This window comes from Klebsiella sp. K5-45, assembly GCF_030128605.1.
GTDB classification, from domain to species: domain Bacteria; phylum Pseudomonadota; class Gammaproteobacteria; order Enterobacterales; family Enterobacteriaceae; genus Klebsiella; species Klebsiella quasipneumoniae.
This window is the reverse complement of the sequence record NZ_JAKUZW010000004.1, coordinates 128,745-149,842: the sequence shown is the minus strand read 5'-3', so window position 1 is coordinate 149,842 and position 21,098 is coordinate 128,745. Positions and strand designations below refer to the sequence as shown.

The 21,098-nt window shown below is 57.9% G+C and carries 20 protein-coding genes, 2 tRNA genes and 1 other RNA gene; 13 read left to right on the top strand and 10 right to left on the bottom strand.

Going from position 1 to position 21,098, the window contains the following annotated elements; translation table 11 throughout:
* The first annotated feature begins 4 nt into the window (after window positions 1-4).
* The gene (gene efeB / locus MKS11_RS09990) at window positions 5-1,288 is read left to right on the top strand and encodes an iron uptake transporter deferrochelatase/peroxidase subunit (protein WP_032455815.1); all 1,284 of its coding nucleotides are present in this window, start codon (window positions 5-7) and stop codon (window positions 1,286-1,288) included.
* Between the two features lie 504 nt (window positions 1,289-1,792).
* A complete protein-coding gene (gene phoH / locus MKS11_RS09985) occupies window positions 1,793-2,581 on the top strand; it encodes a phosphate starvation-inducible protein PhoH (protein ID WP_002898923.1) in 789 nt (262 codons plus the stop codon).
* A 453-nt stretch (window positions 2,582-3,034) separates the two neighbouring features.
* On the opposite strand, the gene MKS11_RS09980 is transcribed toward phoH, so the two are convergent.
* From MKS11_RS09980 to MKS11_RS09965, 4 genes are all read right to left on the bottom strand, one after another.
* Window positions 3,035-3,171: non-coding RNA, RtT sRNA (locus MKS11_RS09980), on the bottom strand.
* A 225-nt stretch (window positions 3,172-3,396) separates the two neighbouring features.
* Window positions 3,397-3,484, bottom strand: a tRNA-Ser gene (locus tag MKS11_RS09975).
* Window positions 3,485-3,629: 145 nt separating this feature from the next.
* Window positions 3,630-4,307: an isochorismatase family protein gene (locus tag MKS11_RS09970; RefSeq protein WP_004204521.1), complete on the bottom strand. Its 678-nt coding sequence runs from the start codon at window positions 4,305-4,307 to the stop codon at window positions 3,630-3,632.
* Window positions 4,308-4,325: 18 nt separating this feature from the next.
* Complete coding sequence (locus tag MKS11_RS09965; RefSeq protein ID WP_064183956.1) at window positions 4,326-5,186, bottom strand: pirin family protein; 861 nt, start codon at window positions 5,184-5,186, stop codon at window positions 4,326-4,328.
* 114 nt (window positions 5,187-5,300) lie between these two features.
* Between MKS11_RS09965 and MKS11_RS09960 the strand changes: the two genes are divergently transcribed.
* A complete protein-coding gene (locus tag MKS11_RS09960; RefSeq protein WP_004204523.1) occupies window positions 5,301-6,206 on the top strand; it encodes a LysR family transcriptional regulator in 906 nt (301 codons plus the stop codon).
* A 274-nt stretch (window positions 6,207-6,480) separates the two neighbouring features.
* On the opposite strand, the gene MKS11_RS09955 is transcribed toward MKS11_RS09960, so the two are convergent.
* Window positions 6,481-6,568 (bottom strand) — tRNA-Ser (locus tag MKS11_RS09955).
* Window positions 6,569-6,836: 268 nt separating this feature from the next.
* On the opposite strand from MKS11_RS09955, the gene ghrA reads away from it, so the two are divergent.
* From ghrA to MKS11_RS09925, 6 genes are all read left to right on the top strand, one after another.
* Window positions 6,837-7,775, top strand: coding sequence for a glyoxylate/hydroxypyruvate reductase GhrA (gene ghrA / locus MKS11_RS09950; protein WP_048294468.1), 939 nt, complete (start codon window positions 6,837-6,839; stop codon window positions 7,773-7,775).
* Between the two features lie 88 nt (window positions 7,776-7,863).
* On the top strand, window positions 7,864-8,601 hold the full coding sequence (locus MKS11_RS09945; protein ID WP_004204525.1) for a phosphatase: 738 nt from the start codon (window positions 7,864-7,866) through the stop codon (window positions 8,599-8,601).
* Between the two features lie 22 nt (window positions 8,602-8,623).
* Window positions 8,624-9,178: a molecular chaperone gene (locus MKS11_RS09940; protein WP_062914045.1), complete on the top strand. Its 555-nt coding sequence runs from the start codon at window positions 8,624-8,626 to the stop codon at window positions 9,176-9,178.
* Window positions 9,179-9,281: 103 nt separating this feature from the next.
* Entirely contained in the window at window positions 9,282-9,764 is a 483-nt protein-coding gene (locus MKS11_RS09935; RefSeq protein WP_023317903.1) for a DUF1097 domain-containing protein, read from the top strand.
* A 152-nt stretch (window positions 9,765-9,916) separates the two neighbouring features.
* Complete coding sequence (gene ymdB / locus MKS11_RS09930; protein WP_004204529.1) at window positions 9,917-10,444, top strand: O-acetyl-ADP-ribose deacetylase; 528 nt, start codon at window positions 9,917-9,919, stop codon at window positions 10,442-10,444.
* 66 nt (window positions 10,445-10,510) lie between these two features.
* Window positions 10,511-11,104: a TetR/AcrR family transcriptional regulator gene (locus MKS11_RS09925; protein ID WP_043523171.1), complete on the top strand. Its 594-nt coding sequence runs from the start codon at window positions 10,511-10,513 to the stop codon at window positions 11,102-11,104.
* A gap of 34 nt (window positions 11,105-11,138) precedes the next feature.
* Here MKS11_RS09925 and mdoC read toward each other — a convergent pair whose 3' ends face one another.
* Complete coding sequence (gene mdoC, locus MKS11_RS09920; RefSeq protein ID WP_004204532.1) at window positions 11,139-12,299, bottom strand: glucans biosynthesis protein MdoC; 1,161 nt, start codon at window positions 12,297-12,299, stop codon at window positions 11,139-11,141.
* A gap of 251 nt (window positions 12,300-12,550) precedes the next feature.
* Here mdoC and mdoG point away from each other — a divergent pair, with 251 nt between their 5' ends.
* From mdoG to MKS11_RS09905, 3 genes are all read left to right on the top strand, one after another.
* Window positions 12,551-14,104: a glucans biosynthesis protein MdoG gene (gene mdoG, locus MKS11_RS09915; protein ID WP_004140751.1), complete on the top strand. Its 1,554-nt coding sequence runs from the start codon at window positions 12,551-12,553 to the stop codon at window positions 14,102-14,104.
* Complete coding sequence (gene mdoH, locus MKS11_RS09910; protein ID WP_004204533.1) at window positions 14,097-16,625, top strand: glucans biosynthesis glucosyltransferase MdoH; 2,529 nt, start codon at window positions 14,097-14,099, stop codon at window positions 16,623-16,625. Before mdoG ends, mdoH begins: the two co-directional genes overlap by 8 nt.
* A gap of 66 nt (window positions 16,626-16,691) precedes the next feature.
* Window positions 16,692-16,919: a YceK/YidQ family lipoprotein gene (locus MKS11_RS09905; RefSeq protein ID WP_004204534.1), complete on the top strand. Its 228-nt coding sequence runs from the start codon at window positions 16,692-16,694 to the stop codon at window positions 16,917-16,919.
* Here the strand turns inward: MKS11_RS09905 and MKS11_RS09900 are convergent, their stop codons facing one another.
* The 3 genes from MKS11_RS09900 to MKS11_RS09890 form a co-directional block, all read right to left on the bottom strand.
* The gene (locus MKS11_RS09900; protein ID WP_002898981.1) at window positions 16,920-17,306 is read right to left on the bottom strand and encodes a MysB family protein; all 387 of its coding nucleotides are present in this window, start codon (window positions 17,304-17,306) and stop codon (window positions 16,920-16,922) included.
* A 91-nt stretch (window positions 17,307-17,397) separates the two neighbouring features.
* Complete coding sequence (mdtG, locus tag MKS11_RS09895) at window positions 17,398-18,636, bottom strand: multidrug efflux MFS transporter MdtG (RefSeq protein ID WP_114267610.1); 1,239 nt, start codon at window positions 18,634-18,636, stop codon at window positions 17,398-17,400.
* A gap of 170 nt (window positions 18,637-18,806) precedes the next feature.
* The gene (locus tag MKS11_RS09890) at window positions 18,807-19,727 is read right to left on the bottom strand and encodes a Kdo(2)-lipid IV(A) acyltransferase (RefSeq protein WP_087771206.1); all 921 of its coding nucleotides are present in this window, start codon (window positions 19,725-19,727) and stop codon (window positions 18,807-18,809) included.
* Window positions 19,728-19,933: 206 nt separating this feature from the next.
* Here MKS11_RS09890 and MKS11_RS09885 point away from each other — a divergent pair, with 206 nt between their 5' ends.
* Complete coding sequence (locus MKS11_RS09885; protein WP_004204538.1) at window positions 19,934-20,998, top strand: rhodanese-related sulfurtransferase; 1,065 nt, start codon at window positions 19,934-19,936, stop codon at window positions 20,996-20,998.
* On the opposite strand, the gene MKS11_RS09880 is transcribed toward MKS11_RS09885, so the two are convergent.
* Window positions 20,984-21,097, bottom strand: coding sequence for a DUF2770 family protein (locus MKS11_RS09880; protein WP_004204539.1), 114 nt, complete (start codon window positions 21,095-21,097; stop codon window positions 20,984-20,986). The genes MKS11_RS09885 and MKS11_RS09880 overlap by 15 nt on opposite strands.
* Window position 21,098 lies beyond the last annotated feature (1 nt).

The following is a 21,098-nucleotide window of genomic DNA, read 5'->3' as shown; positions in this document are numbered from 1 at the left end:
GTCGATGGCACAACAGAAACCACACGACGTGAACGAGCCGTCACGTCGTCGCTTACTGAAAGGGATCGGCGCGCTTGGCGGCGCGCTGGCCATCACCGGCGGCTGCCCGGTGGCGCATGCGGCAAAAGCGGAAAGTTCCCCCGGGACGCTCACACCTGACGCGCGCCAGGAAAAACAGCCATTCTATGGCCGGCATCAGGCGGGTATTCTGACGCCGCAGCAGGCCTCGATGATGCTGGTGGCGTTCGATGTGCTGGCGTCAGATAAAGCCGACCTCGAGCGTCTGTTTCGGCTGCTGACCCAGCGTATCGCCTTTTTAACCCAGGGCGGCCCGGCGCCGGATACGCCTAATCCGCGTCTGCCGCCGATGGATTCCGGCATCTTAGGGCCGTGGATTGCCCCGGATAATCTGACCATCACCGTCTCGGTCGGCCATTCGCTGTTTGATGAGCGCTTTGGTCTCGCGGAAAAAGCGCCGAAAAAGCTGCAGCCGATGACTCGCTTCCCCAATGATTCACTGGATGCCGCCCTGTGCCATGGCGACTTGCTGCTGCAGATCTGCGCCAATACTCAGGACACGGTGATCCACGCCCTGCGCGATGTCATCAAACATACGCCGGATTTGCTCAGCGTGCGCTGGAAGCGGGAAGGGTTTATCTCCGATAGCGCGGCGCGCAGCAAAGGCAAGGAGACCCCCATCAACCTGCTGGGTTTCAAGGACGGTACCGCTAACCCGGCGAGCCATGACAGCGCGCTGATGGATCAGGTCGTGTGGGTCACGGCGGATCAGGACGAGCCGGCCTGGGCGGTGGGCGGCAGCTATCAGGCGGCGCGCATCATCCAGTTCCACGTCGAGTTCTGGGACCGGACGCCGCTCAAGGAGCAGCAGACCATCTTCGGCCGCGACAAGCACACCGGTGCGCCGCTGGGGATGAAAAACGAACACGATACCCCGGATTACAGTAAAGATCCTAACGGCGAGACGATCGCGCTGGATAGCCATATTCGTCTGGCCAACCCTCGCACGCCGGAAACCCAGTCCAGCCTGATGATGCGCCGCGGCTACAGCTATTCGCTGGGAGTCACTAATGCCGGGCAGCTGGATATGGGGCTGTTGTTCGTTTGCTATCAGCACGATCTGGAAAAGGGTTTTCTGACGGTGCAGAAACGGCTAAACGGCGAGGCGCTGGAGGAGTACGTCAAACCCATCGGCGGGGGCTACTTCTTTGTTTTACCCGGCGTGGTGGATGATAAGCACTACCTGGGACAGACGCTGCTTCAGGCTTGATACCGACCCTGTCCGCAAGGGCAGGGCGTTTTCTGCTGTTTTTCTCTTTTTTATTATATTTCCTGCCATGTGTTATATTTCTGTAATACAAATGACCGATAGTCTCCTACACTTGCTTAAGAACTATTTGTTGCGTCATTGTGAAAAATAAGTTGCATTAAGAGTCTTTTTTGATGTACTTATTACATACGCGGTAGTTCCCGGCAGTGTGACGTTTCACTATGGAGATCGCGAATGGTAAGGTCCCGTACCGGACAACGTAAAACCACAGACCGTACTCTTCAGCACGGAAGCCCCGCTTCCGGCAGCGATTTTCTCACTCTTTCTCCCTCCGCTTCGAATTATTACCACCTTGGCAGGGTACGCGGTGCGCGTAGCCGCGACTCGTTGTCAGTTCTACCGGCAAGCAATGGCTTACAAGGAAGCCAAACCTCAATCGTTCGTGCGCATAGTCGCGTCGATGTTGACGCGTGTGATGTAAACCTACAACGCAAGGTGCTATCCATGGGAAGACAAAAAGCAGTGATCAAAGCTCGTCGTGAAGCAAAACGTGTGCTGAGACGGGATTCACGCAGCCATAAGCAGCGTGAAGAAGAATCGGTCACATCGCTTGTGCAAATGAGTGGCGTAGAAGCAATTGGCATGGCGCGGGACAGCCGTGATACTTCCCCAATTGAGGCGCGCAATGAGGCTCAGGCGCATTATCTGAATGCCATCGACAATAAACAGCTGATTTTCGCCACCGGCGAAGCCGGATGCGGCAAGACCTGGATCAGTGCGGCGAAGGCAGCTGAAGCGCTGATCCATAAGGATGTGGACAGAATTATTGTTACCCGTCCCGTTCTGCAGGCCGACGAAGATCTCGGCTTCTTACCGGGAGATATCGCCGAGAAGTTCGCGCCCTATTTCCGACCGGTTTACGACGTGCTGGTGAAAAGGTTGGGGGCTTCCTTTATGCAGTACTGCCTGCGTCCGGAAATCGGCAAGGTGGAAATCGCGCCGTTCGCCTATATGCGCGGACGTACTTTTGAAAATGCGGTGGTGATTCTGGACGAAGCCCAGAACGTGACCGCAGCGCAAATGAAGATGTTTTTAACCCGCCTCGGGGAGAACGTGACGGTCATCGTCAATGGCGATATCACCCAGTGCGACTTGCCCTCAGGGGTGCGGTCCGGCCTGAGCGATGCGCTGGCGCGTTTTGAGGAAGACGAGATGATCGGCATCGTGCGTTTCACCACCGATGACTGCGTGCGCTCGGCCCTCTGCCAGCGGACGCTGAAAGCCTATTATTAATCGTCATACTGTGAGCAAGGCCCGGGCGAGCCCGGGCTTTGTTGTTTTTGGGGGGCCTCCCGGCGGCGCTGCGCATAGCGGGCTACCTGGCGGGTACGGTCTGGTAGCCCGGGAGAGGCATTGATGCCGACCCCGGGGATGTCTGCGGTGCCACATGCGAAAAAAAGCCCGTACTTGCGTACGAGCTCTTCTTAAAATATGGCGGCGAGGGGGGGATTGACTCGCTTCGCTCGCCGTTACTCGGCCCATCCATGGGCCTCGCCCCTGCGGGGCCAACGCAGGCGTTGTTCAAAAACGCTCCCGGCGTTTTTGTCGGGGCAGCCCGCTCGCGGGCTCGCGGTCTGTCCAACTGGCTGCGCCAGTTGTCGAACCCCGGCCGGGGGTTCTCATCCCCCCGGCGGAGAATATAAAAGAAAAGAGCCCGTACTTGCGTACAGGCTCTCATCTTAAATATGGCGGTGAGGGGGGATTGACTCGCTTCGCTCGCCCCTGCGGGGCAGCCCGCTCGCGGGCTCGCGGTCTGTCCAACTGGCTGCGCCAGTTGTCGAACCCCGGTCGGGGGTTTTCATCCCCCCCCGGCGGAGAATATAAAAGAAAAGAGCCCGTACTTTCGTACAGGCTCTCATCTCGAATATGGCGGTGAGGGGGGGATTGACTCGCTTCGCTCGCCCCTGCGGGGCAGCCCGCTCGCGGGCTCGCGGTCTGTCCAACTGGCTGCGCCAGTTGTCGAACCCCGGTCGGGGGTTCTCATCCCCCCGGTGGGTGCCACATGCGAAAAAAAAGCCCGTACTTGCGTACGAGCTCTTCTTAAAATATGGCGGTGAGGGGGGGATTCGAACCCCCGATACGTTGCCGTATACACACTTTCCAGGCGTGCTCCTTCAGCCACTCGGACACCTCACCATATTGTCTTGCTGCTCACCTTGGGTGGGCAACGGGGCGCTACTATAGGGAGTTGCGTTAAAACGGTCAAGCATATTTTCTTCTTTCTTTACCGACCGCTCACGCAATGAACAATGCCCCGCTGCGACGCAGTGGGGCGGGTGTTTTAGCGCTGGGAATCAAGCTGTTCGTTATTCTTCACCACGTCCTGCGCTTTGCTGTAGCTTTCGATCAGCAGCTGGTAGGCCGGGAAGACTTTGGTGTACACCTCCGCCCATTCTGCCGCGTCCGGGCGATTCCAGGTGCGCTGCAGCTCAGAGGCGACGGCGGCGGTATCCATCGGCACTACGCCAGCCTGTACCACGCGAGCCAGGGTGATCTCCTGCGCCATTTTGCTGTAGGTGCCGGAAGCGTCAATCACGGCAAACACTTTATAACCGTCGGCGACGGCGGCAATCGCCGGGAAGGCCATGCAGACGCTGGTGATGGTCCCGGCGATAATCAGCGTTTTGCGACCGGTCGCTTTCACCGCGGCGACGAATTCCGGGTTATCCCAGGCGTTGATCTCGCCTTTACGGGCGATGTATTGCGCATGCGGCGCGTTCTCATGAATCTCCGGGATCAGCGGACCGTTCGGCCCCTGCGGCACGGAGGCGGTGGTGATCACCGGGATCCCGGCAAGCGAGGCCATCTTCGCCAGCGCGGCGGCGCGAGCGCGCAGCTCTGGCATCGGCATATCGCCGACGGTCTGGAACAGGCCGCTCTGGTGGTCAATCAACAGCATTGCGGTATCGTTGACATCAATCACCGGACGAGCACCGTTAAAATTAGCGGGAGTAGACATAGTATTCACCTCAATCAGTTAGATTTGGCCAAAGCGGCCGCTGTTAAAATCGCGAACGGCTTCTGCGATCTGCGTTTTGTTATTCATGACAAAGGGGCCATAGCCCACAATCGGCTCCTGCAGCGGTTCTCCGGCCATCAGCAGAACTTTTGCCTGGGCGGTCGCCTCCAGATGCAGTGTCTCTCCTGCCTGGCTCAGGACGGCGAGCTGGCCTTCGCGGGCGGATTCGGAACCGTTGATGATCACTTCCCCTTCCAGTACCACCAGCGCGGTACTCCAGCCTTCCGGCTGGCGCAGCGTGAGGTCGCTCCCCTGATTCAGCTGCATATCCCACACGTTAAGCGGTGAGAAGGTATGGGCCGGGCCGCTGACGTCGTCATACTGGCCGGCAATAACCCGAACCTGTCCGGCGCCATTCGTCAGCGCGACGGTGGGGATCGTCCCGGCGGTAATGCTCTGGTAGCCGGGGGCCGTCATTTTGTCTTTGGCGGGCAGGTTGACCCACAGCTGGATCATCTTCAGCTCGCCGCCGCTGCGGGTGAAGGCCTCCGAGTGGAACTCTTCGTGCAGGATCCCGGCGCCCGCCGTCATCCACTGCACGTCGCCTGGACCAATCACCCCGCCACGGCCGGTGGAGTCACGATGTTCTACCTCTCCGGCGTAGACGATGGTGACGGTTTCGAATCCGCGATGCGGATGCTCACCGACGCCGCGTTTATCGCTGCCCGCCGGGAAGGTGTACGGCCCGGCATAGTCGAGCAGTAAGAAGGGGCTCAGCTGCTGGCCGTGCGTCTGATAGGAAAACATCGAACGAACCGGGAAGCCGTCGCCTACCCAATGCTGCGCGGGCGCGGTGTAGACTCCTGTAATCTGTTTCATGGCTTTCTCCTGTGTATCGGTATCTGATGTGAATAAGCTTATATCCGGGACGACATGTGCGGTAGTAAGCAAAAATGGCCTATACTGTTCCAAAAATGGAACAATGGAGGAAGGATGCAGGATCTCAATGACTTCGCCTGGTTTGTCCAGGTCGTGGACCATGGCGGTTTCGCCGCGGCAGGGCGAGCGCTTGACCAGCCGAAATCCAAGCTCAGCCGTCGCATTGCGCAACTCGAGGAGCGGCTGGGCGTGCGTTTGATTCAGCGAACCACTCGCCAGTTCGCGGTTACCGAGGTCGGGCAGACCTTTTACCAGCATTGCAAAGCGATGCTGATAGAGGCCGAGGCGGCGCAGCAGGCGGTCGACACGCTGCGCGCCGAGCCGCGCGGCAGCGTCAGGATCACTTGTCCGGTCACCTTGCTGCATGTCCATATCGGACCGATGCTGGCGCGATTTATGGCGCGCTATCCCGGGGTCACTTTGCATCTTGAGGCGACCAACCGCCGGGTGGATGTGGTCGGGGAGGGCATTGATGTGGCGATCCGCGTCCGGCCCCGGCCTATCGAGGACAGCGATTTGGTGATGCGTGTGCTGGCGGACCGAGGGCACCGGCTGGTGGCCAGTCCGGAGCTGATTTCCCGGCTCGGACGTCCGCAGGCGCCGTCTGAGCTGAGCGCCTGGCCTGGGCTCAGCCTGGGGGCGAACAAGCATCAGCATAAATGGCAGCTTACCGGGCCTGAGGGGGCAAGGGCGGAGGTGTATTTCACGCCGCGAATGGTGACCACCGATATGCTGGCGCTGCGCGAGGCGGCGATGGCCGGCGTAGGGGTGGTGCAGCTTCCTTTATTAATGGTGCGCGATCAGCTGGCGTCAGGGGAGTTAGAGGTGGTACTGGATGAGTGGCAGCCGCGGCGGGAAGTGATCCATGCGGTATTTGCCTCACGGCGCGGGCTGCTGCCCTCCGTCAGGGCGTTGGTGGATTACCTCAGCGAAGAGTATCAGCGAATGGAAGAGGATTAGCTTCGGGATTGGCTTTTCTCGGGGGGCTCTCCCCGGCGGAGAATATAAAAGAAAAGAGCCCGTACTTGCGTACAGGCTCTCATCTCGAATATGGCGGTGAGGGGGGGATTGACTCGCTTCGCTCGCCCCTGCGGGGCAGCCCGCTCGCGGGCTCGCGGTCTGTCCAACTGGCGTTGCCAGTTGTCGAACCCCAGTCGGGGGTTCTCTACCCCCCCCGGTGGGTGCCACATGCGAAAAAAAAGCCCGTACTTTCGTACGAGCTCTTCTTAAAATATGGCGGTGAGGGGGGGATTCGAACCCCCGATACGTTGCCGTATACACACTTTCCAGGCGTGCTCCTTCAGCCACTCGGACACCTCACCATATTGTCTTTCCCGTTGTTGTCGGGAACGGGCGCTAATGTAGGGAAATACGTATCGCCCGTCAATCAACTTTTTGCAAAATCAGCGCGTTTAGACAAACTTCGAACAACTTGCTCCTTAAACGTGCGAAATCCGTTTTTTTTGTCGCCACTCCCTTTTCACTTTGCGACAAGGGGAAATTTGTTATGCTGGCAAACCAATAGAAAACAATGAGTAAAATAAGACGCCTGCATTAACCTGCTCCGGGCGTCTGCTATCAGGAGCCCCTATGGAGATTATTTTTTACCATCCGACCTTTGATACCCAATACTGGATCCGAGAGCTGGAAAAGCAGTTACCCGGCGCGCGAGTACGCGAATGGAAAGCGGGCGATAACCAGCCGGCGGACTATGCCCTGGTCTGGCATCCACCGGTAGAGATGCTGCAAGGCAGGGCGCTGAAGGCCGTGTTCGCCCTTGGGGCGGGGGTGGATTCGATCCTTAGTAAGCTGCGCGATCATCCGGATATGTTGCCCTTGTCGATCCCGCTGTTTCGTCTCGAAGATACCGGTATGGGACGGCAGATGCAGGAGTATGCCGTGAGCCAGGTTCTGCACTGGTTCCGCCGGTTCGATGACTATCAGGCGCAGAAGCTGGCATCCCGCTGGCAGCCGTTGCCTGAGTATCTTGCCGACGATTTCACCGTCGGGATTATGGGCGCCGGCGTGCTGGGAGCGAAGGTGGCGGAAAGCCTGCAACCCTGGGGATTCCCGCTTCGCGTCTGGAGCCGTAGCCGTAAATCCTGGCCGCAGGTACAGAGCTTTGCCGGCCAGGCCGAGCTGGGTGGATTCCTGCAGGGGACTCGCGTCCTGATCAACCTGCTGCCGAATACCGCCGAAACCGTCGGTATTATCAACCAGACGCTTTTGGCGCAGCTGCCTGATGAGAGTTATCTCCTCAACCTTGCCCGCGGCGTGCATGTCGTAGAAGAGGATCTGCTGGCGGCACTGAACAACGGTAAGCTCAAAGGCGCGATGCTCGATGTCTTCAGTCGCGAACCGCTGCCGCAGGAGAGTCCGCTATGGGCGCACCCGCGGGTGGCTATGACTCCCCACGTGGCGGCAGTCACCCGCCCGATGGAGGCAATTGCCTATATCGCCGGGACCATTAGCCGGCTGGAGCGAGGGGAATCGGTTAGCGGTCAGGTCGATCGTCAGCGCGGTTATTAAGATAAGCAAACCCCGCCACGGCGGGGTTTTTGCTAATCAATAGCCCGGTTTCCTGCTATTCTTGCGGCAAACAGAAGAGGAGAATGTGATGTATCCCGTTGACCTGCACATGCATACCGTCGCCAGCACCCACGCCTACAGCACCCTGCACGATTATATTGCGGAAGCAAAGCGTAAAGGGATCAAACTCTTCGCCATCACCGACCATGGCCCGGATATGGCGGATGCCCCGCATTACTGGCACTTCGTTAATATGCGCATCTGGCCCCGCCTGGTAGACGGGGTGGGGATCCTGCGCGGTATTGAGTCGAATATTAAAAATATCGAAGGTGAGATCGACTGCTCCGGGCCGATGTTGACGTCGCTCGATTTGATCATCGCCGGATTCCACGAGCCGGTGTTTCCGCCGCAGGATAGCGCCACCCATACGCAGGCGATGATTGCCGCGATGGCCAGCGGTAAAGTGCATATGATTAGCCATCCCGGTAATCCGAAATTCCCGGTGGATATCCCGGCCATTGCCGAAGCGGCGGCCCGTTACCAGGTGGCGCTGGAGATCAATAACTCCTCTTTCGTTTCATCGCGCGTGGGCAGTGAAGATAACTGCCGTGCTATCGCCGCCGCGGTGCGCGACGCCGGAGGGTGGGTGGCGCTGGGCTCGGACTCTCATACGGCGTTTACCCTCGGAGAGTTTACCGAGTGCCGCAAGATCCTCGATGCTGTCGATTTCCCGGAGGAGAGGATCCTCAACGTTTCTCCGCGTCGCCTGCTCGACTTCCTCGAGTCGCGTGGTATGCCGGCGATCCCGGAATTTGCTGACCTTTAATTTGTATAACTGGAATAACTGAATGAACGAGTTTTCAATCCTCTGCCGCGTGCTGGGTTCGCTGTATTACCGTCAACCGCAGGACCCGCTGCTGGTGCCGTTGTTTACCCTGATCCGCGAGGGCAAACTGGCCGCCAGCTGGCCGCTTGAGCAGGACGAGCTGCTGGCGCGTCTGCAGAAAAGCTGTGAAATGCAGTCCCTGGCGACGGACTATAATGCGCTGTTCGTCGGTGAAGCCTGCAGCGTTCCGCCGTACCGCAGCGCGTGGGTGGAGGGTTCCTCTGAAGCGGAGGTCCGGTCTTTTCTGAGCAATCACGGCATCCCGACAGGAGAAGGTCCGGCGGATCATCTCGGATCGCTGCTGCTGGCCGCCTCCTGGCTGGAGGATCATGCCACAGAAGCGCAGAGCGAGACGCTGGAGCTCCTGTTTGCCGACTATATCCTGCCGTGGTGCGGGACGATGCTGGGGAAAGTCGAAGCGCATGCGCACACACTGTTCTGGCGCACCATGGCGCCGTTAACCCGCGACGCCATCGCCGCGATGTGGGAAGAGCTTCAGGAAGAAGATGAGCAATAAAATGTGATTTAAGTCACTAATTTAATGTAACTGAAATCAGGTTCATTCATTTAGTGTGTTTTAGATCGCATTCTTTCGGTGCGTATCTGCTAGGATACGCGCCATGAACATACTCTTCGCAATCGCATTGACGACGGGCATTCTCTCCGGGATTTGGGGATGGGTGGCCGTCGCCCTCGGCCTGCTGAGCTGGGCCGGTTTCCTCGGCTGTACGGCCTATTTCGCTTGCCCGCAGGGCGGTCTGAAAGGTCTGGCCATCTCCTCCTGCACGGTAATGAGCGGCGTGGTCTGGGCGTTGGTGATTATCCACGGTAGCGCGCTGGCCCCACAGCTGCAGATCCTCAGCTATATGATGACCGGCGTCGTGGCCTTTCTGATGTGCATCCAGGCGCGACAGAGGCTGCTGTCGTTTGTCCCTGGCACCTTTATCGGCGCCTGCGCGACCTTCGCTGCAGATGGCGACTGGCGTCTGGTGATCCCTTCCCTGGCGCTGGGCCTGGTCTTTGGCTATGCCATGAAGAATAGTGGCCTGTGGCTGGCGGCCCGTGCGGAAAAGCAAAAATCGTTCGTCAACGACAACGCCTGAACGGCGGGACGATGATATCAACAGGACCCTCAGGGTCCTGTTTTTTTTACCATCTTGTCGCCGGCGCTGCGGGATAATCTTGCTCCCGGGGGCGGGTATGCCCTAGTATCGGCAGAAAGCCGTACCCACGCGCTATGCCGACAGGAGGAGAAATGGCTGTTCAACCTGAAGTAATTCTCGGCGATATTACGACGCTTGATGTCGATGTGATTGTGAATGCGGCAAACCCCTCGCTGTTGGGCGGCGGCGGGGTGGATGGCGCGATCCACCGGGCGGCCGGTCCCGCGCTGCTGGCGGCCTGCAAGCAGGTGTTGCAGCAGCAGGGCGAATGTCCCCCTGGGCATGCGGTGATCACGATGGCGGGCGATCTTCCCGCCAGCGCGGTGATCCATACCGTGGGTCCGGTCTGGCACGGCGGCGACCGCATGGAGGCGCAAACCCTGGCCGATGCCTACAAAAACAGCCTGCAGCTGGCGGCGGCAAACAACTATCGCTCCATTGCGTTTCCGGCGATCAGCACCGGCGTGTATGGCTATCCGAAAGAGGAAGCGGCGGCGATCGCCGTGCGCACCGTGACCGCGTTTCTCACCCGCTATAACCCGCTTGAACGGGTCCTGTTCGTCTGTTTCGACGAGGAAACGGCAGCTATCTATCGTCGCCTGCTGGCGGCATGCCCCTGATTCAGCAGAATAGGCTATGATAACCGCCGATATTGACAGGAATGATGGATAGCAGGAGGGAGCAGGGTGTCAGAAGGAAAAGTACAGCAGAAGCAGCAGGCGCGCCGCGCGGAGATCGTTGCCGCTGCGCAAAGATGTTTCGCGGCGAAGGGATTGCATGGCGCCTCTGTCGCGGATATCGCCCGCGAGGCGGGTCTGAGCGTCGGTCAGCTGTATCGCATTTTTGCCAGCAAGGAAGCGATCATCGAAGCAATTGTCAGCGAAATCGTCAACGCCAGAGTCGGCGAGATGATCGATGAGAACCACAATCTGGCGCGAAAAGCGGCGGTGCTGGCGGGCAGGATCCCGACTTCGGCAGCCACCAAAAGCGACAATTATCTGTTGATGGAAATTAACGCCGAAGCCTCGCGCAACCCACGCTTGCGCGAGATCCTGGTGCAGGCCGACCGGCGGTTGAAAGAGGAGGGCGGGCGTTTGTCGCAGCGTTATCATCCCGGGCTCAGCGATGCGCGACGCAATGCCGCTTCAGAGCTCATCGCCGTTCTGACGGAGGGGGCAGCCTACCGCTGTGAGCTGAGCGCATCCACCCCGGTCGATAAAGCGGATTTAGAAGCCCTGTATAACATGATCTTCGACCGGCTGTTTGATGAGCAAGCGTAGCGCGGCACGCCAGGCGTGCCGCAAAAGCTAAAGGTTAACTGGCCGAGGCCGGGGTTTTGGCCGGTTTGTTCATCGGTTTACCGGAGAACAGGAAACGCAGCAGCGGAATACGCAGGTGAATTTCATACAGGATCAGGGCAATACCCACCACAAAAACCAACCCGCCAATAAAGCCTAAGGTATTCGACTTGATGGCCGGGGTGATCCACGCCCCGTACAACAGCGTCAGCGGATGGTGCACCAGGTAAATAAACAGCGAAGCATTGACGAAATAGGTCACCCGCGCCGACTGGAAGTTAAGCAGGCGATGGCCGAGCGAAAAGACGACATTGACCATCCACAACCCCAGCACCATGGTGATCACCGATTCCGTTTCATACATCCAGCCGTCGCCGGAGCCGTACTGCTGGTTCAGCCGATAGGCGATAAATCCCAGCAGCGCTGCCGCGCAGCACCATGGCGACGGCGTGGTGAACATCGCCTTTAAGCGCGGATTAATAAAGGTCTGCGCCCCCAGCACAAAGAAGGGCAGATAGAACAGCGTCTGCATGACCACAAAGTTAAACAGACCATTGCTCAGCAGGGGCGGATAGATCACGAACAATGACCGACGGATCAGCGCGTAAAGCACCCCTAGCGCAAGGAAAATCATCGTCAGCTGGCCCATAGTGACAGTGTCACCGAAAGCGTGAGCACCTCCTGCCGGGCGGCGCGTCAGCCATTTAAACAGCACCACGCCCAGCGAAGTCAGCACCACCAGGACCAGCAAAAACCACAGGTGGGAAATGAGCTCCCACGCCAGGGTGTTGAATTTGTCGTACCCGGAAAGGGTGTGCCAGTTTTCCGCCTTGCCGTTGACGTACTGCAGCATAATAAACTGAGGCAGCGTCAGCAGCGGGATGGCGGTCAGCATCGGAATGCCGACCCGTTCGACGCGCACTTTCCACCACTTTTTCAGCGGGTAGCGCAGGAACAGCATATAGGAAAAATAGCCGGAGATGACGAAGAAGACCTGCATGCGGAAGGCATGAATGAAATCATTAAACAGCGTCAGCCACCACGAGGGCTCAGCGCTGTTGACATGCCAGCTGTGGCTGGAATAAATCAGCGAAATGTGAAAAGGGATCCCCAGCAGCATCAGCCAGGCGCGGATGCTGTCGAAAAAATATTCACGCTGTACCGGAGTATTATTCATACGATTCACGACAATCTCAGATAATTCGTCTTATCACTCAAGATGATAACGCTTACATTATCAGCAACCCTACATGAACTCGGGGTACCTGTCTCCAGGATAAGCACGCAAAGTGCAAACGGGACTGCGAACTGTTTATTCCCTGCGCCGCTACGCTGAACAAAGCAGGGATTATGTTGTCGGATTGCCTGAGTTTCCATTAAAATAGATCGGATCGATTTAAGCACACAAAGGGGGAAGTGCTTACTTATATGAAACATAAACCACAGATGATGAAAATGCGTTGGTTAAGCGCAGCCGTAATGTTGTCCCTGTGTACTTCATCTGCATGGGCATTTAGCATTGATGACGTTGCAAAAGAGGCCAAAACGTTAGCCGGGAAAGGCTATGAAGCGCCAAAGAGTAACCTGCCCTCCGCTTTCCGCGATATGAAATACGCGGACTACCAGCAAATTCAGTTTAATCACGATAAAGCTTACTGGAATAACCAGAAAACCCCATTCAAGCTTGAATTTTACCATCAGGGTATGTACTTCGACACGCCGGTCACCATCAATGAAGTGACGGCCACCAGCGTGCGCAAAATTAAATATAGCCCGGACTATTTTAACTTTGGTAACGTTCAGCACGATAAAGACACGGTGAAAGACCTTGGTTTCGCCGGCTTCAAAGTACTGTATCCGATCAACAGCAAAGATAAGAACGATGAAATCGTCAGCATGCTCGGTGCCAGCTACTTCCGCGTGCTGGGTCAGGGTCAGGTATACGGTCTGTCCGCGCGCGGTCTGGCTATCGATACCGCGCTGCCTTCTGGCGAAGAGTTCCCGCGTTTTCGTGAGTTCTGGATCGAGCGTCCAAAAGCTACCGACAAGCGTCTGACTATCTATGCGCTGCTGGATTCACCGCGGGCAACCGGCGCCTATCGCTTTGTGATCATGCCGGGACGCGACACCGTGGTGGATGTCCAGTCCAAAGTTTACCTGCGTGACAAAGTGGGCAAACTGGGCGTGGCGCCGCTGACCAGCATGTTCCTGTTCGGTTCCAACCAGCCTTCTCCGGCGCTCAACTATCGTCCGGCGCTGCACGACTCCAATGGTCTGTCGATCCTGGCGGGCAACGGCGAGTGGATCTGGCGTCCGCTGAACAACCCGAAACACCTGGCCGTTAGCAGCTATGCGATGGAAAACCCGCAAGGGTTCGGCCTGCTGCAGCGCGGCCGTCAGTTCTCGCGCTTCGAGGACCTTGACGATCGTTATGACCTGCGCCCGAGCGCCTGGATCACCCCGAAAGGGGAGTGGGGCAAAGGGAAAATCGAACTGGTCGAAATCCCGACCAACGATGAAACCAACGATAACATCGTGACTTACTGGACGCCTGATCAGCTGCCGGAGCCGGGCAAGGAGATGAACTTCAAGTACACCATCACCTTCAGCCGCGATGAAGACAAGCTGCATGCGCCGGATAACGCGTACGTTATGCAGACCCGCCGCTCTACCGGCGACGTGAAGCAGTCGAACCTGATCCGCCAGCCGGACGGCACCATTGCTTTCATTGTCGACTTCACCGGCGCCGATATGAAAAAACTGCCAGCGGATACCCCGGTCGCCGCCCAGGCGAGCACCGGCGATAACGCTGAAATCGTTGAAAATACCGTGCGTTACAATCCGGTGACCAAAGGCTGGCGTATGATCCTGCGTTTGAAGGTGAAAGATCCGAAGAAAACGACGGAAATGCGCGCCGCACTGGTTAACGGTGATGACACGTTGAGCGAAACCTGGAGCTATCAGCTGCCTGCCAATGAATAAGATAACGAAGTACATTGACGCATTGCCGCTGTCGGACGCCGAGAAATCGGCGCTGCCGGACACCAGCCTGCAGGCCGTTCATCAGGCCCTGGATGACGAACATCAGACCTTCGCCCGCGAAGACGACTCCCCGCTGGGGTCGGTAAAGGCGCGGCTGGCGCACAGCTGGCCGGATTCGCTGTCTGGCGATCAGCTGGTGAAGGATGATGAAGGCCGCACCCAGCTGCATGCGATGCCGAAAGCCAAGCGCTCCTCGATGATCCCGGACCCGTGGCGTACCAACCCGGTTGGCCGCTTCTGGGACCGTCTGCGCGGACGCGATGTCACGCCGCGCTATCTCTCCCGTCTGACGCAAGAAGAGCGCGAGAGTGAGCAAAAATGGCGTACCGTCGGCACCATTCGTCGCTATATCCTGCTGCTGCTGACGCTGTCGCAGACCGTAGTGGCCACCTGGTATATGAAAACCATTCTGCCTTATCAGGGCTGGGCGCTGATCAACCCGGCCGACATGGTGGGGCAGAACCTGTGGATCTCGTTCATGCAGCTGCTGCCGTACGTGTTGCAGAGCGGCATTCTGATCCTCTTCGCGGTGCTGTTCTGCTGGGTTTCCGCCGGCTTCTGGACCGCGTTAATGGGCTTCCTGCAGCTATTGATCGGCCGCGATAAGTACAGTATTTCCGCCTCGACGGTCGGTGACGAACCGTTGAACCCGGCGCACCGTACGGCGCTGATAATGCCGATCTGTAACGAAGACGTTGACCGCGTTTTCGCCGGCCTGCGGGCGACCTGGGAGTCGGTGAAAGCGACCGGTAACGCCGCTCATTTCGACGTCTATATCCTCAGCGATAGCTATAACCCCGATATCTGTGTGGCTGAGCAAAAGGCGTGGATGGAGCTGATTGCCGAAGTGCAGGGCGAAGGGCAGATCTTCTACCGCCGCCGTCGTCGTCGAGTGAAGCGTAAGAGCGGCAACATCGATGACTTCTGCCGCCGCTGGGGCAGCCAGTATAGCTATATGGTGGTGCTGGACGCTGACTCGGTGATGACCGGTGAGTGTCTGAGCAGCCTGGTGCGCCTGATGGAAGCGAACCCGAATGCCGGGATCATTCAGTCTTCCCCGCGCGCCTCGGGCATGGACACGCTGTATGCGCGTTGCCAGCAGTTTGCCACCCGGGTGTACGGTCCGCTGTTTACGGCGGGTCTGCACTTCTGGCAGTTGGGGGAGTCCCACTACTGGGGCCACAACGCCATTATCCGCGTGAAGCCGTTCATTGAGCACTGCGCGCTGGCGCCGCTGCCGGGCGAGGGTAACTTTGCCGGGTCGATCCTGTCGCACGACTTCGTTGAAGCCGCGCTGATGCGCCGTGCCGGCTGGGGGGTGTGGATTGCCTACGATCTGCCGGGCTCTTATGAAGAGCTGCCGCCGAACCTGCTGGACGAGCTGAAACGCGACCGCCGCTGGTGCCAGGGCAACCTGATGAACTTCCGCCTGTTCCTCGTGAGAGGGATGCACCCGGTCCACCGAGCGGTGTTCCTTACCGGCGTGATGTCCTACCTGTCAGCGCCGCTGTGGTTTATGTTCCTTGCCCTGTCGACAGCGCTGCAGGTGGTGCATGCCCTGACCGAGCCGCAGTACTTCCTGCAGCCTCGTCAGCTGTTCCCGGTGTGGCCGCAGTGGCGTCCGGAGCTGGCTATTGCGCTGTTCGCTTCGACCATGGTGCTGCTGTTCCTGCCGAAGCTGCTGAGTATTATCCTGGTGTGGTGTAAGGGGCCGAAGGAGTACGGTGGATTTATCCGCGTGACGCTTTCCCTGCTGCTGGAGGTTCTGTTCTCGGTCCTGCTGGCGCCGGTTCGCATGCTGTTCCACACCGTCTTCGTGGTCAGCGCCTTCCTCGGCTGGGAAGTGGTGTGGAATTCGCCGCAGCGTGATGATGACTCCACGCCGTGGGGAGAAGCCTTTATGCGTCACGGCTCGCAGCTGCTGCTGGGGCTGGTATGGGCGGTCGGAATGGCATGGCTGGATCTGCGCTTCCTGTTCTGGCTGGCGCCGATTGTCGTATCGCTGATTCTGTCGCCGTTCGTGTCGGCTATCTCCAGCCGGGCGACCGTGGGCCTGCGCACCAAGCGCTGGAAGCTGTTCCTGATTCCGGAAGAGTATTCGCCGCCGCAGGTGCTCAAGGATACCGATGCGTACCTGACGCTGAACCGTCAGCGTTCGCTGGACGATGGCTTTATGCACGCGGTGTTTAACCCGTCGTTTAACGCCCTCGCCACCGCGATGGCCACCGCGCGCCACCGTCAGGGTCATATCCTGGAGATCGCCCGCGAGCGTCATGTCGAACAGGCGCTGAATGAAACGCCGGATAAGCTGAACCGCGATCGTCGACTGGTGCTGTTGAGCGACCCGGTAACCATGTCGCGTCTGCACTATCGCGTATGGGCCGCGCCGGAGAAATACTCCTCGTGGGTGAACGCCTATCAGCAGCTGGCGCTTAACCCGCTGGCGCTGAAAACGAAATAAGCCGTACGTTAATGAAAATACCGGCAGCGATGCCGGTATTTTTTTATCTGAAAGACGAGGTTGTGGATGCGAATACTACCGATCATTGCCATGGCGCTGCTGCTCAGCGGCTGCGGCAGCATTATCAGCCGGACGGTGCCCGGGCAGGGGCATGGCAATCAATATTACCCGGGCGTGCAGTGGGACGTTCGCGATTCAGGATGGCGCTATCTCACCATTCTGGACCTGCCGTTCTCGCTGGTATTCGATACGCTTCTGCTGCCGCTGGACGCCAGCCACGGGCCCTATAACTGATTAACGCTCGTCCCACTCGTCGGCCGCCGTCTGTCCCTCTTCGGTGTCCAGAGAGGGCTCGAGCTGGAATTCACCTTCATCCCACTCATGAAGCGTATTTTCCTCCAGCCACTCCTGACGGAGCTCTATCTCATCATAATCCCCATCGAAGACGCTCTGCGCGGCTTCGCCGCTAAGCATCGGTAAGCATTCGCCTTGTTCCTCTTCGTCAGCAAAAAATTCGGCCTGCCAGGCGATATCGCCATCCTGCAGCACATACTTTTGAATATTGAGCTGCTCAACGTTAGCGCTCTCTTCATCGCTGTCAGGGTTGTTGGCGAGAAATTCTTCACGTGCTGCATCAATAGCTTCTTCGAGCGTGGCATAGAACATCGAATCCTTTGGCATAGCGAATCTCCTGAGAAGAATATGAATTGAACACGATTCAATCTATAGAAGGCGCTTGGCAAGGCGTCAAGGGGCTGAGCCCCTCTGGACGTTAATTTACTGAATGGCGGTCGGGCTGCGAGGCGTCCGCGGCTGGTCGGCGCAGGCTAAGGGTCGAATAGATCGCGTTAAACAATACCACTCCTGCGGTGACAAGGAAGACGGCGCGAAAGCCGTAGTTGGCGGAAACCGAGGCGCCGATCAGGGGGCCGGTGACGTTGCCAATATCACGAAATGACTGGTTATAGCTGAAGATCCGCCCGGAGATCTGGCTGGTGGAGTTATACACCAGCAGGGTTTGCACAGCCGGCAACAGCGCGCCGTCCGCGGCGCCGAGCAGGAATCGCAGGATACCTAACTGCAGCGGGGTCTGGACGAACGCCATCGGGATCAGCAACAGCACCGAGATAATCAGCGCCACGATGAGGATTTTTTCCGGTCCGATACGATCCCCCAGTTTGCCCAGACGGGGGGCGCTCATCAGGGCGGCAATGCCCGGCACTGAGGCGATCATCCCGCTGATAAAGGCGATATTGCTGACGTTACCCGCCAGATCGCGCACGTAAAGCGTCAGGATCGGCGCAATGGAGCCGGTGGCGATCTGGATGATCAGCGAGGTGACAAACAGGCTGAGCACCAGTTTCGGATTCTGCAGAGAGGAGAACACCGCCTTCGCGCTGAGCATCTCTTTTTTAGCGATTGGGACAAAATTTTCACGGATTAAAAACAGGGTAAACAGAAAGCAGATAAACAGCACCGCGGCGGTCATAAAGAAGACGGTACGCAGGCCCCAGTGGTCTGCCAGGAAACCACCCGCCAGCGGGCCGAGCAGGGCGCCGCTTACCGCGCCGGTTGACAGCGTGCCCAGCGCCCAGCCGCTTTTATGGCGTGGGATCTGGGTGGCGATCAGGGCGTTGGCGTTGGGAATAAAGCCGCCCAGCAGGCCGAGTAGCGCGCGCAGCAGCAGAAACTGCCAGATATTCTGCGCCATTCCCATCAGCATCATCACGATGGCCATCCCGAGGGCGGAACGCAGCAGCATGATTTTTCTCCCCTTGCGATCAGCAAGCCCCCCCCAGAACGGCGAGGCGATGGCAGAGAAAAGAAAGGTAATACTAAAGACCAGCCCGGACCACATGTTCAGGGCGCTATGCCCGGTGACGCCGAGTTGTTCGACATAAAGCGGCAGAAAGGGCATGACCAGGCTGAAGGCGGCGCCGGTTAAAAAGCAGCCAAGCCAGGTCACGGTCAGGTTTCGTTTCCAGTTAATGGGGGTTTCAGCAGACGACATAGGGTTCCACTGGCCTGCGCGGCAGGTCAAATTAAGAGAAAATATGAGCCTGCTAATTATGCGCCTGAGAAATAGATGCCGCAATGGAGGAGAGCTTTTAAAGCTAAAGGAGAGCCTAAAGCCTGAGCGGCGAAGCTTCCCGGCCGGGATGAGCGCGGCCGGGAAAGGGATCAGTAGCGGGAGGGCATGCCTTCGGGGCGGGTTTTGAAGCGACGATGGAGCCACATATACTGTTCCGGGGCCATCATGATGCACTGCTCAACGATCTTGTTCATCCACGCGGCGGTGGTTTCCGCGTCGTCCAGCGGCGGGGAACACTCTGGCGGCAGGATAATCAGTTCATAACCTTTACCGTCCGGTTTGCGACGCGGGACGAAGGGCACGATGCAGGCTTTGGACATTTTCGCCAGCATCCAGGTGCCGGAGGTGGTCGCCGCCTGGTCGACCGCAAACAGTGGGGCAAAGACGCTGGCGGTCGGGCCGTAATCGTGATCCGGTGCGTACCACACCACTTCGCCTTTTTTCAGTGCCCGGATCATGCCTTTCAGATCCTTACGGTCAATCATATCCTTGTTGGAGCGCAAGCGGCCCCAGGTCTGCAGCCAGTCGATCACCGGGTTGTCGTTGGGGCGATAGACGCCAATCCCCGGCTCGTTCATACCGAACATCCGCGCTCCCATCTCGAGAGTGAGGAAATGAATACCGATCAGCAGAATGCCGCGCTGCTGCGCCTGCACATCGCGAATATGCTCAAAGCCGATGGTGTCGGTCCAGCGGGCGATACGGCGAACCGGCCAGAACCAGGCCATACCGGTCTCCATCAGCCCCATGCCCACCGATTTGAAGTTCATCACCACCATCCGGTGACGTTCCTGCTCGCTTTTCTCGGGGAAGCAGAGCTCAAGGTTGCGATAGGCGATTTTCGCCCGGCGCTTCATAAAGCGCATGGCCAGACGGCCGATGGCGTTCCCGAGGCGGTAGATCAGCGGGTAGGGCAGTTGGACAACCAGCCACAGCAGGCCGATACCCAGCCACAGCAGCCAATAGCGCGGATGCAGCAGCGCCGGAGAAAATTTAGGCAAATGAGTCATTTCATACCCGTATCAGTAAGCAACATCTTATATTATCGCATTTTTTTACCGGCCAGCCAAAGGCGGCGACAGCCACATTGTTTTGTTAAGTGGGGGGGCGACCGGGTGAGAAAAATGTAGCGTAAAATGTAGGGATGTAAATTAATAAGCTTTGCTATATCATGCCCGCCGTTTATTTCCTCATTTCTATGTCGAGCAGGTACACCATGCCAGTGTTACACAACCGCATTTCAAATGAGACGTTAAAGGCGCAAATGCTGGCTGAAACCGAGCCGCGCACGACGATCTCGTTCTATAAATATTTCACCATTGTCGATCCGCAGGCGACCCGCGATGCGCTGTGGGTTGCCTTAACCCAGCTGAAAGTCTTTGGCCGCATCTATCTGGCCCGGGAAGGGATCAACGCGCAAATCAGCGTGCCGCAAAGCAACGTTGAAGCCCTGCGTGAGTTTCTCTATGGCTTCGATCCGGCGCTGGCGGGGCTGCGTTTCAATATCGCTCTCGAGGACGACGGTAAGTCGTTCTGGGTACTACGCCTGAAAGTGCGTGACCGCATCGTTGCCGACGGCATCGACGATCCCTCCTTCGACGCCTCCAACGTCGGAGACTATCTCAAGGCGGCTGAGGTCAACGCGATGCTTGACGATCCAGATGCCGTGTTTATCGATATGCGCAACCACTATGAATATGAGGTGGGCCATTTCGAAAACGCGCTGGAGATCCCGGCGGATACCTTCCGCGACCAGTTGCCGAAAGCCGTGGAAATGATGCAGGACCATAAAGACAAGAAAATTGTCATGTATTGCACCGGCGGTATTCGCTGTGAAAAAGCCAGCGCCTGGATGAAGCATAACGGCTTCAATAAGGTCTGGCACATCGAGGGTGGCATCATCGAGTACGCCCGCCGCGCCCGTGAGCAGGGGCTGCCTGTGCGTTTCATTGGCAAAAACTTTGTCTTTGATGAACGGATGGGCGAGCGGATCTCCAATGACGTTATCGCGCACTGTCATCAGTGCGGCGTGCCGTGCGACACTCATACCAACTGCCTGAACGATGGTTGCCATCTGCTGTTTATCCAGTGCCCGAGCTGCGCCGAGAAGTTTGCCGGCTGCTGTAGCGAAGCCTGCATGGAAGAGCATAAGCTACCGGAAGAGGAGCAGCGTAAGCTGCGCGCCGGGCGTGAAAACGGCAATAAAATCTTTAATAAATCGCGTGGTCGGCTGAACACCAAACTCGGGATCCTCGATCCTGAGCCATCAGAAAAACCATAACCAGACGAGATCGATGATCGCCAGCAGCAGCCAAAGCGCCAGGTAGATCATAAAGTGCTCGCGGACGTTATTGACCAGCAAATTAAACAGGCGACGCATA

Excerpts from the sequence above, each read along its gene's own strand:
- efeB (WP_032455815.1), top strand. The coding sequence starts at position 5 with ATGGCACAACAGAAACCACACGACGTGAACGAGCCGTCACGTCGTCGC.
- phoH (WP_002898923.1), top strand. The coding sequence starts at position 1,793 with ATGGGAAGACAAAAAGCAGTGATCAAAGCTCGTCGTGAAGCAAAACGT.
- MKS11_RS09970 (WP_004204521.1), bottom strand. The coding sequence starts at position 4,307 with ATGTCTACTCCCGCTAATTTTAACGGTGCTCGTCCGGTGATTGATGTC.
- MKS11_RS09965 (WP_064183956.1), bottom strand. The coding sequence starts at position 5,186 with ATGAAACAGATTACAGGAGTCTACACCGCGCCCGCGCAGCATTGGGTA.
- MKS11_RS09960 (WP_004204523.1), top strand. The coding sequence starts at position 5,301 with ATGCAGGATCTCAATGACTTCGCCTGGTTTGTCCAGGTCGTGGACCAT.
- ghrA (WP_048294468.1), top strand. The coding sequence starts at position 6,837 with ATGGAGATTATTTTTTACCATCCGACCTTTGATACCCAATACTGGATC.
- MKS11_RS09945 (WP_004204525.1), top strand. The coding sequence starts at position 7,864 with ATGTATCCCGTTGACCTGCACATGCATACCGTCGCCAGCACCCACGCC.
- MKS11_RS09940 (WP_062914045.1), top strand. The coding sequence starts at position 8,624 with ATGAACGAGTTTTCAATCCTCTGCCGCGTGCTGGGTTCGCTGTATTAC.
- MKS11_RS09935 (WP_023317903.1), top strand. The coding sequence starts at position 9,282 with ATGAACATACTCTTCGCAATCGCATTGACGACGGGCATTCTCTCCGGG.
- ymdB (WP_004204529.1), top strand. The coding sequence starts at position 9,917 with ATGGCTGTTCAACCTGAAGTAATTCTCGGCGATATTACGACGCTTGAT.
- mdoC (WP_004204532.1), bottom strand. The coding sequence starts at position 12,299 with ATGAATAATACTCCGGTACAGCGTGAATATTTTTTCGACAGCATCCGC.
- mdoG (WP_004140751.1), top strand. The coding sequence starts at position 12,551 with ATGAAACATAAACCACAGATGATGAAAATGCGTTGGTTAAGCGCAGCC.
- mdoH (WP_004204533.1), top strand. The coding sequence starts at position 14,097 with ATGAATAAGATAACGAAGTACATTGACGCATTGCCGCTGTCGGACGCC.
- MKS11_RS09905 (WP_004204534.1), top strand. The coding sequence starts at position 16,692 with ATGCGAATACTACCGATCATTGCCATGGCGCTGCTGCTCAGCGGCTGC.
- MKS11_RS09900 (WP_002898981.1), bottom strand. The coding sequence starts at position 17,306 with ATGCCAAAGGATTCGATGTTCTATGCCACGCTCGAAGAAGCTATTGAT.
- mdtG (WP_114267610.1), bottom strand. The coding sequence starts at position 18,636 with ATGTCGTCTGCTGAAACCCCCATTAACTGGAAACGAAACCTGACCGTG.
- MKS11_RS09890 (WP_087771206.1), bottom strand. The coding sequence starts at position 19,727 with ATGACTCATTTGCCTAAATTTTCTCCGGCGCTGCTGCATCCGCGCTAT.
- MKS11_RS09885 (WP_004204538.1), top strand. The coding sequence starts at position 19,934 with ATGCCAGTGTTACACAACCGCATTTCAAATGAGACGTTAAAGGCGCAA.
- MKS11_RS09880 (WP_004204539.1), bottom strand. The coding sequence starts at position 21,097 with ATGCGTCGCCTGTTTAATTTGCTGGTCAATAACGTCCGCGAGCACTTT.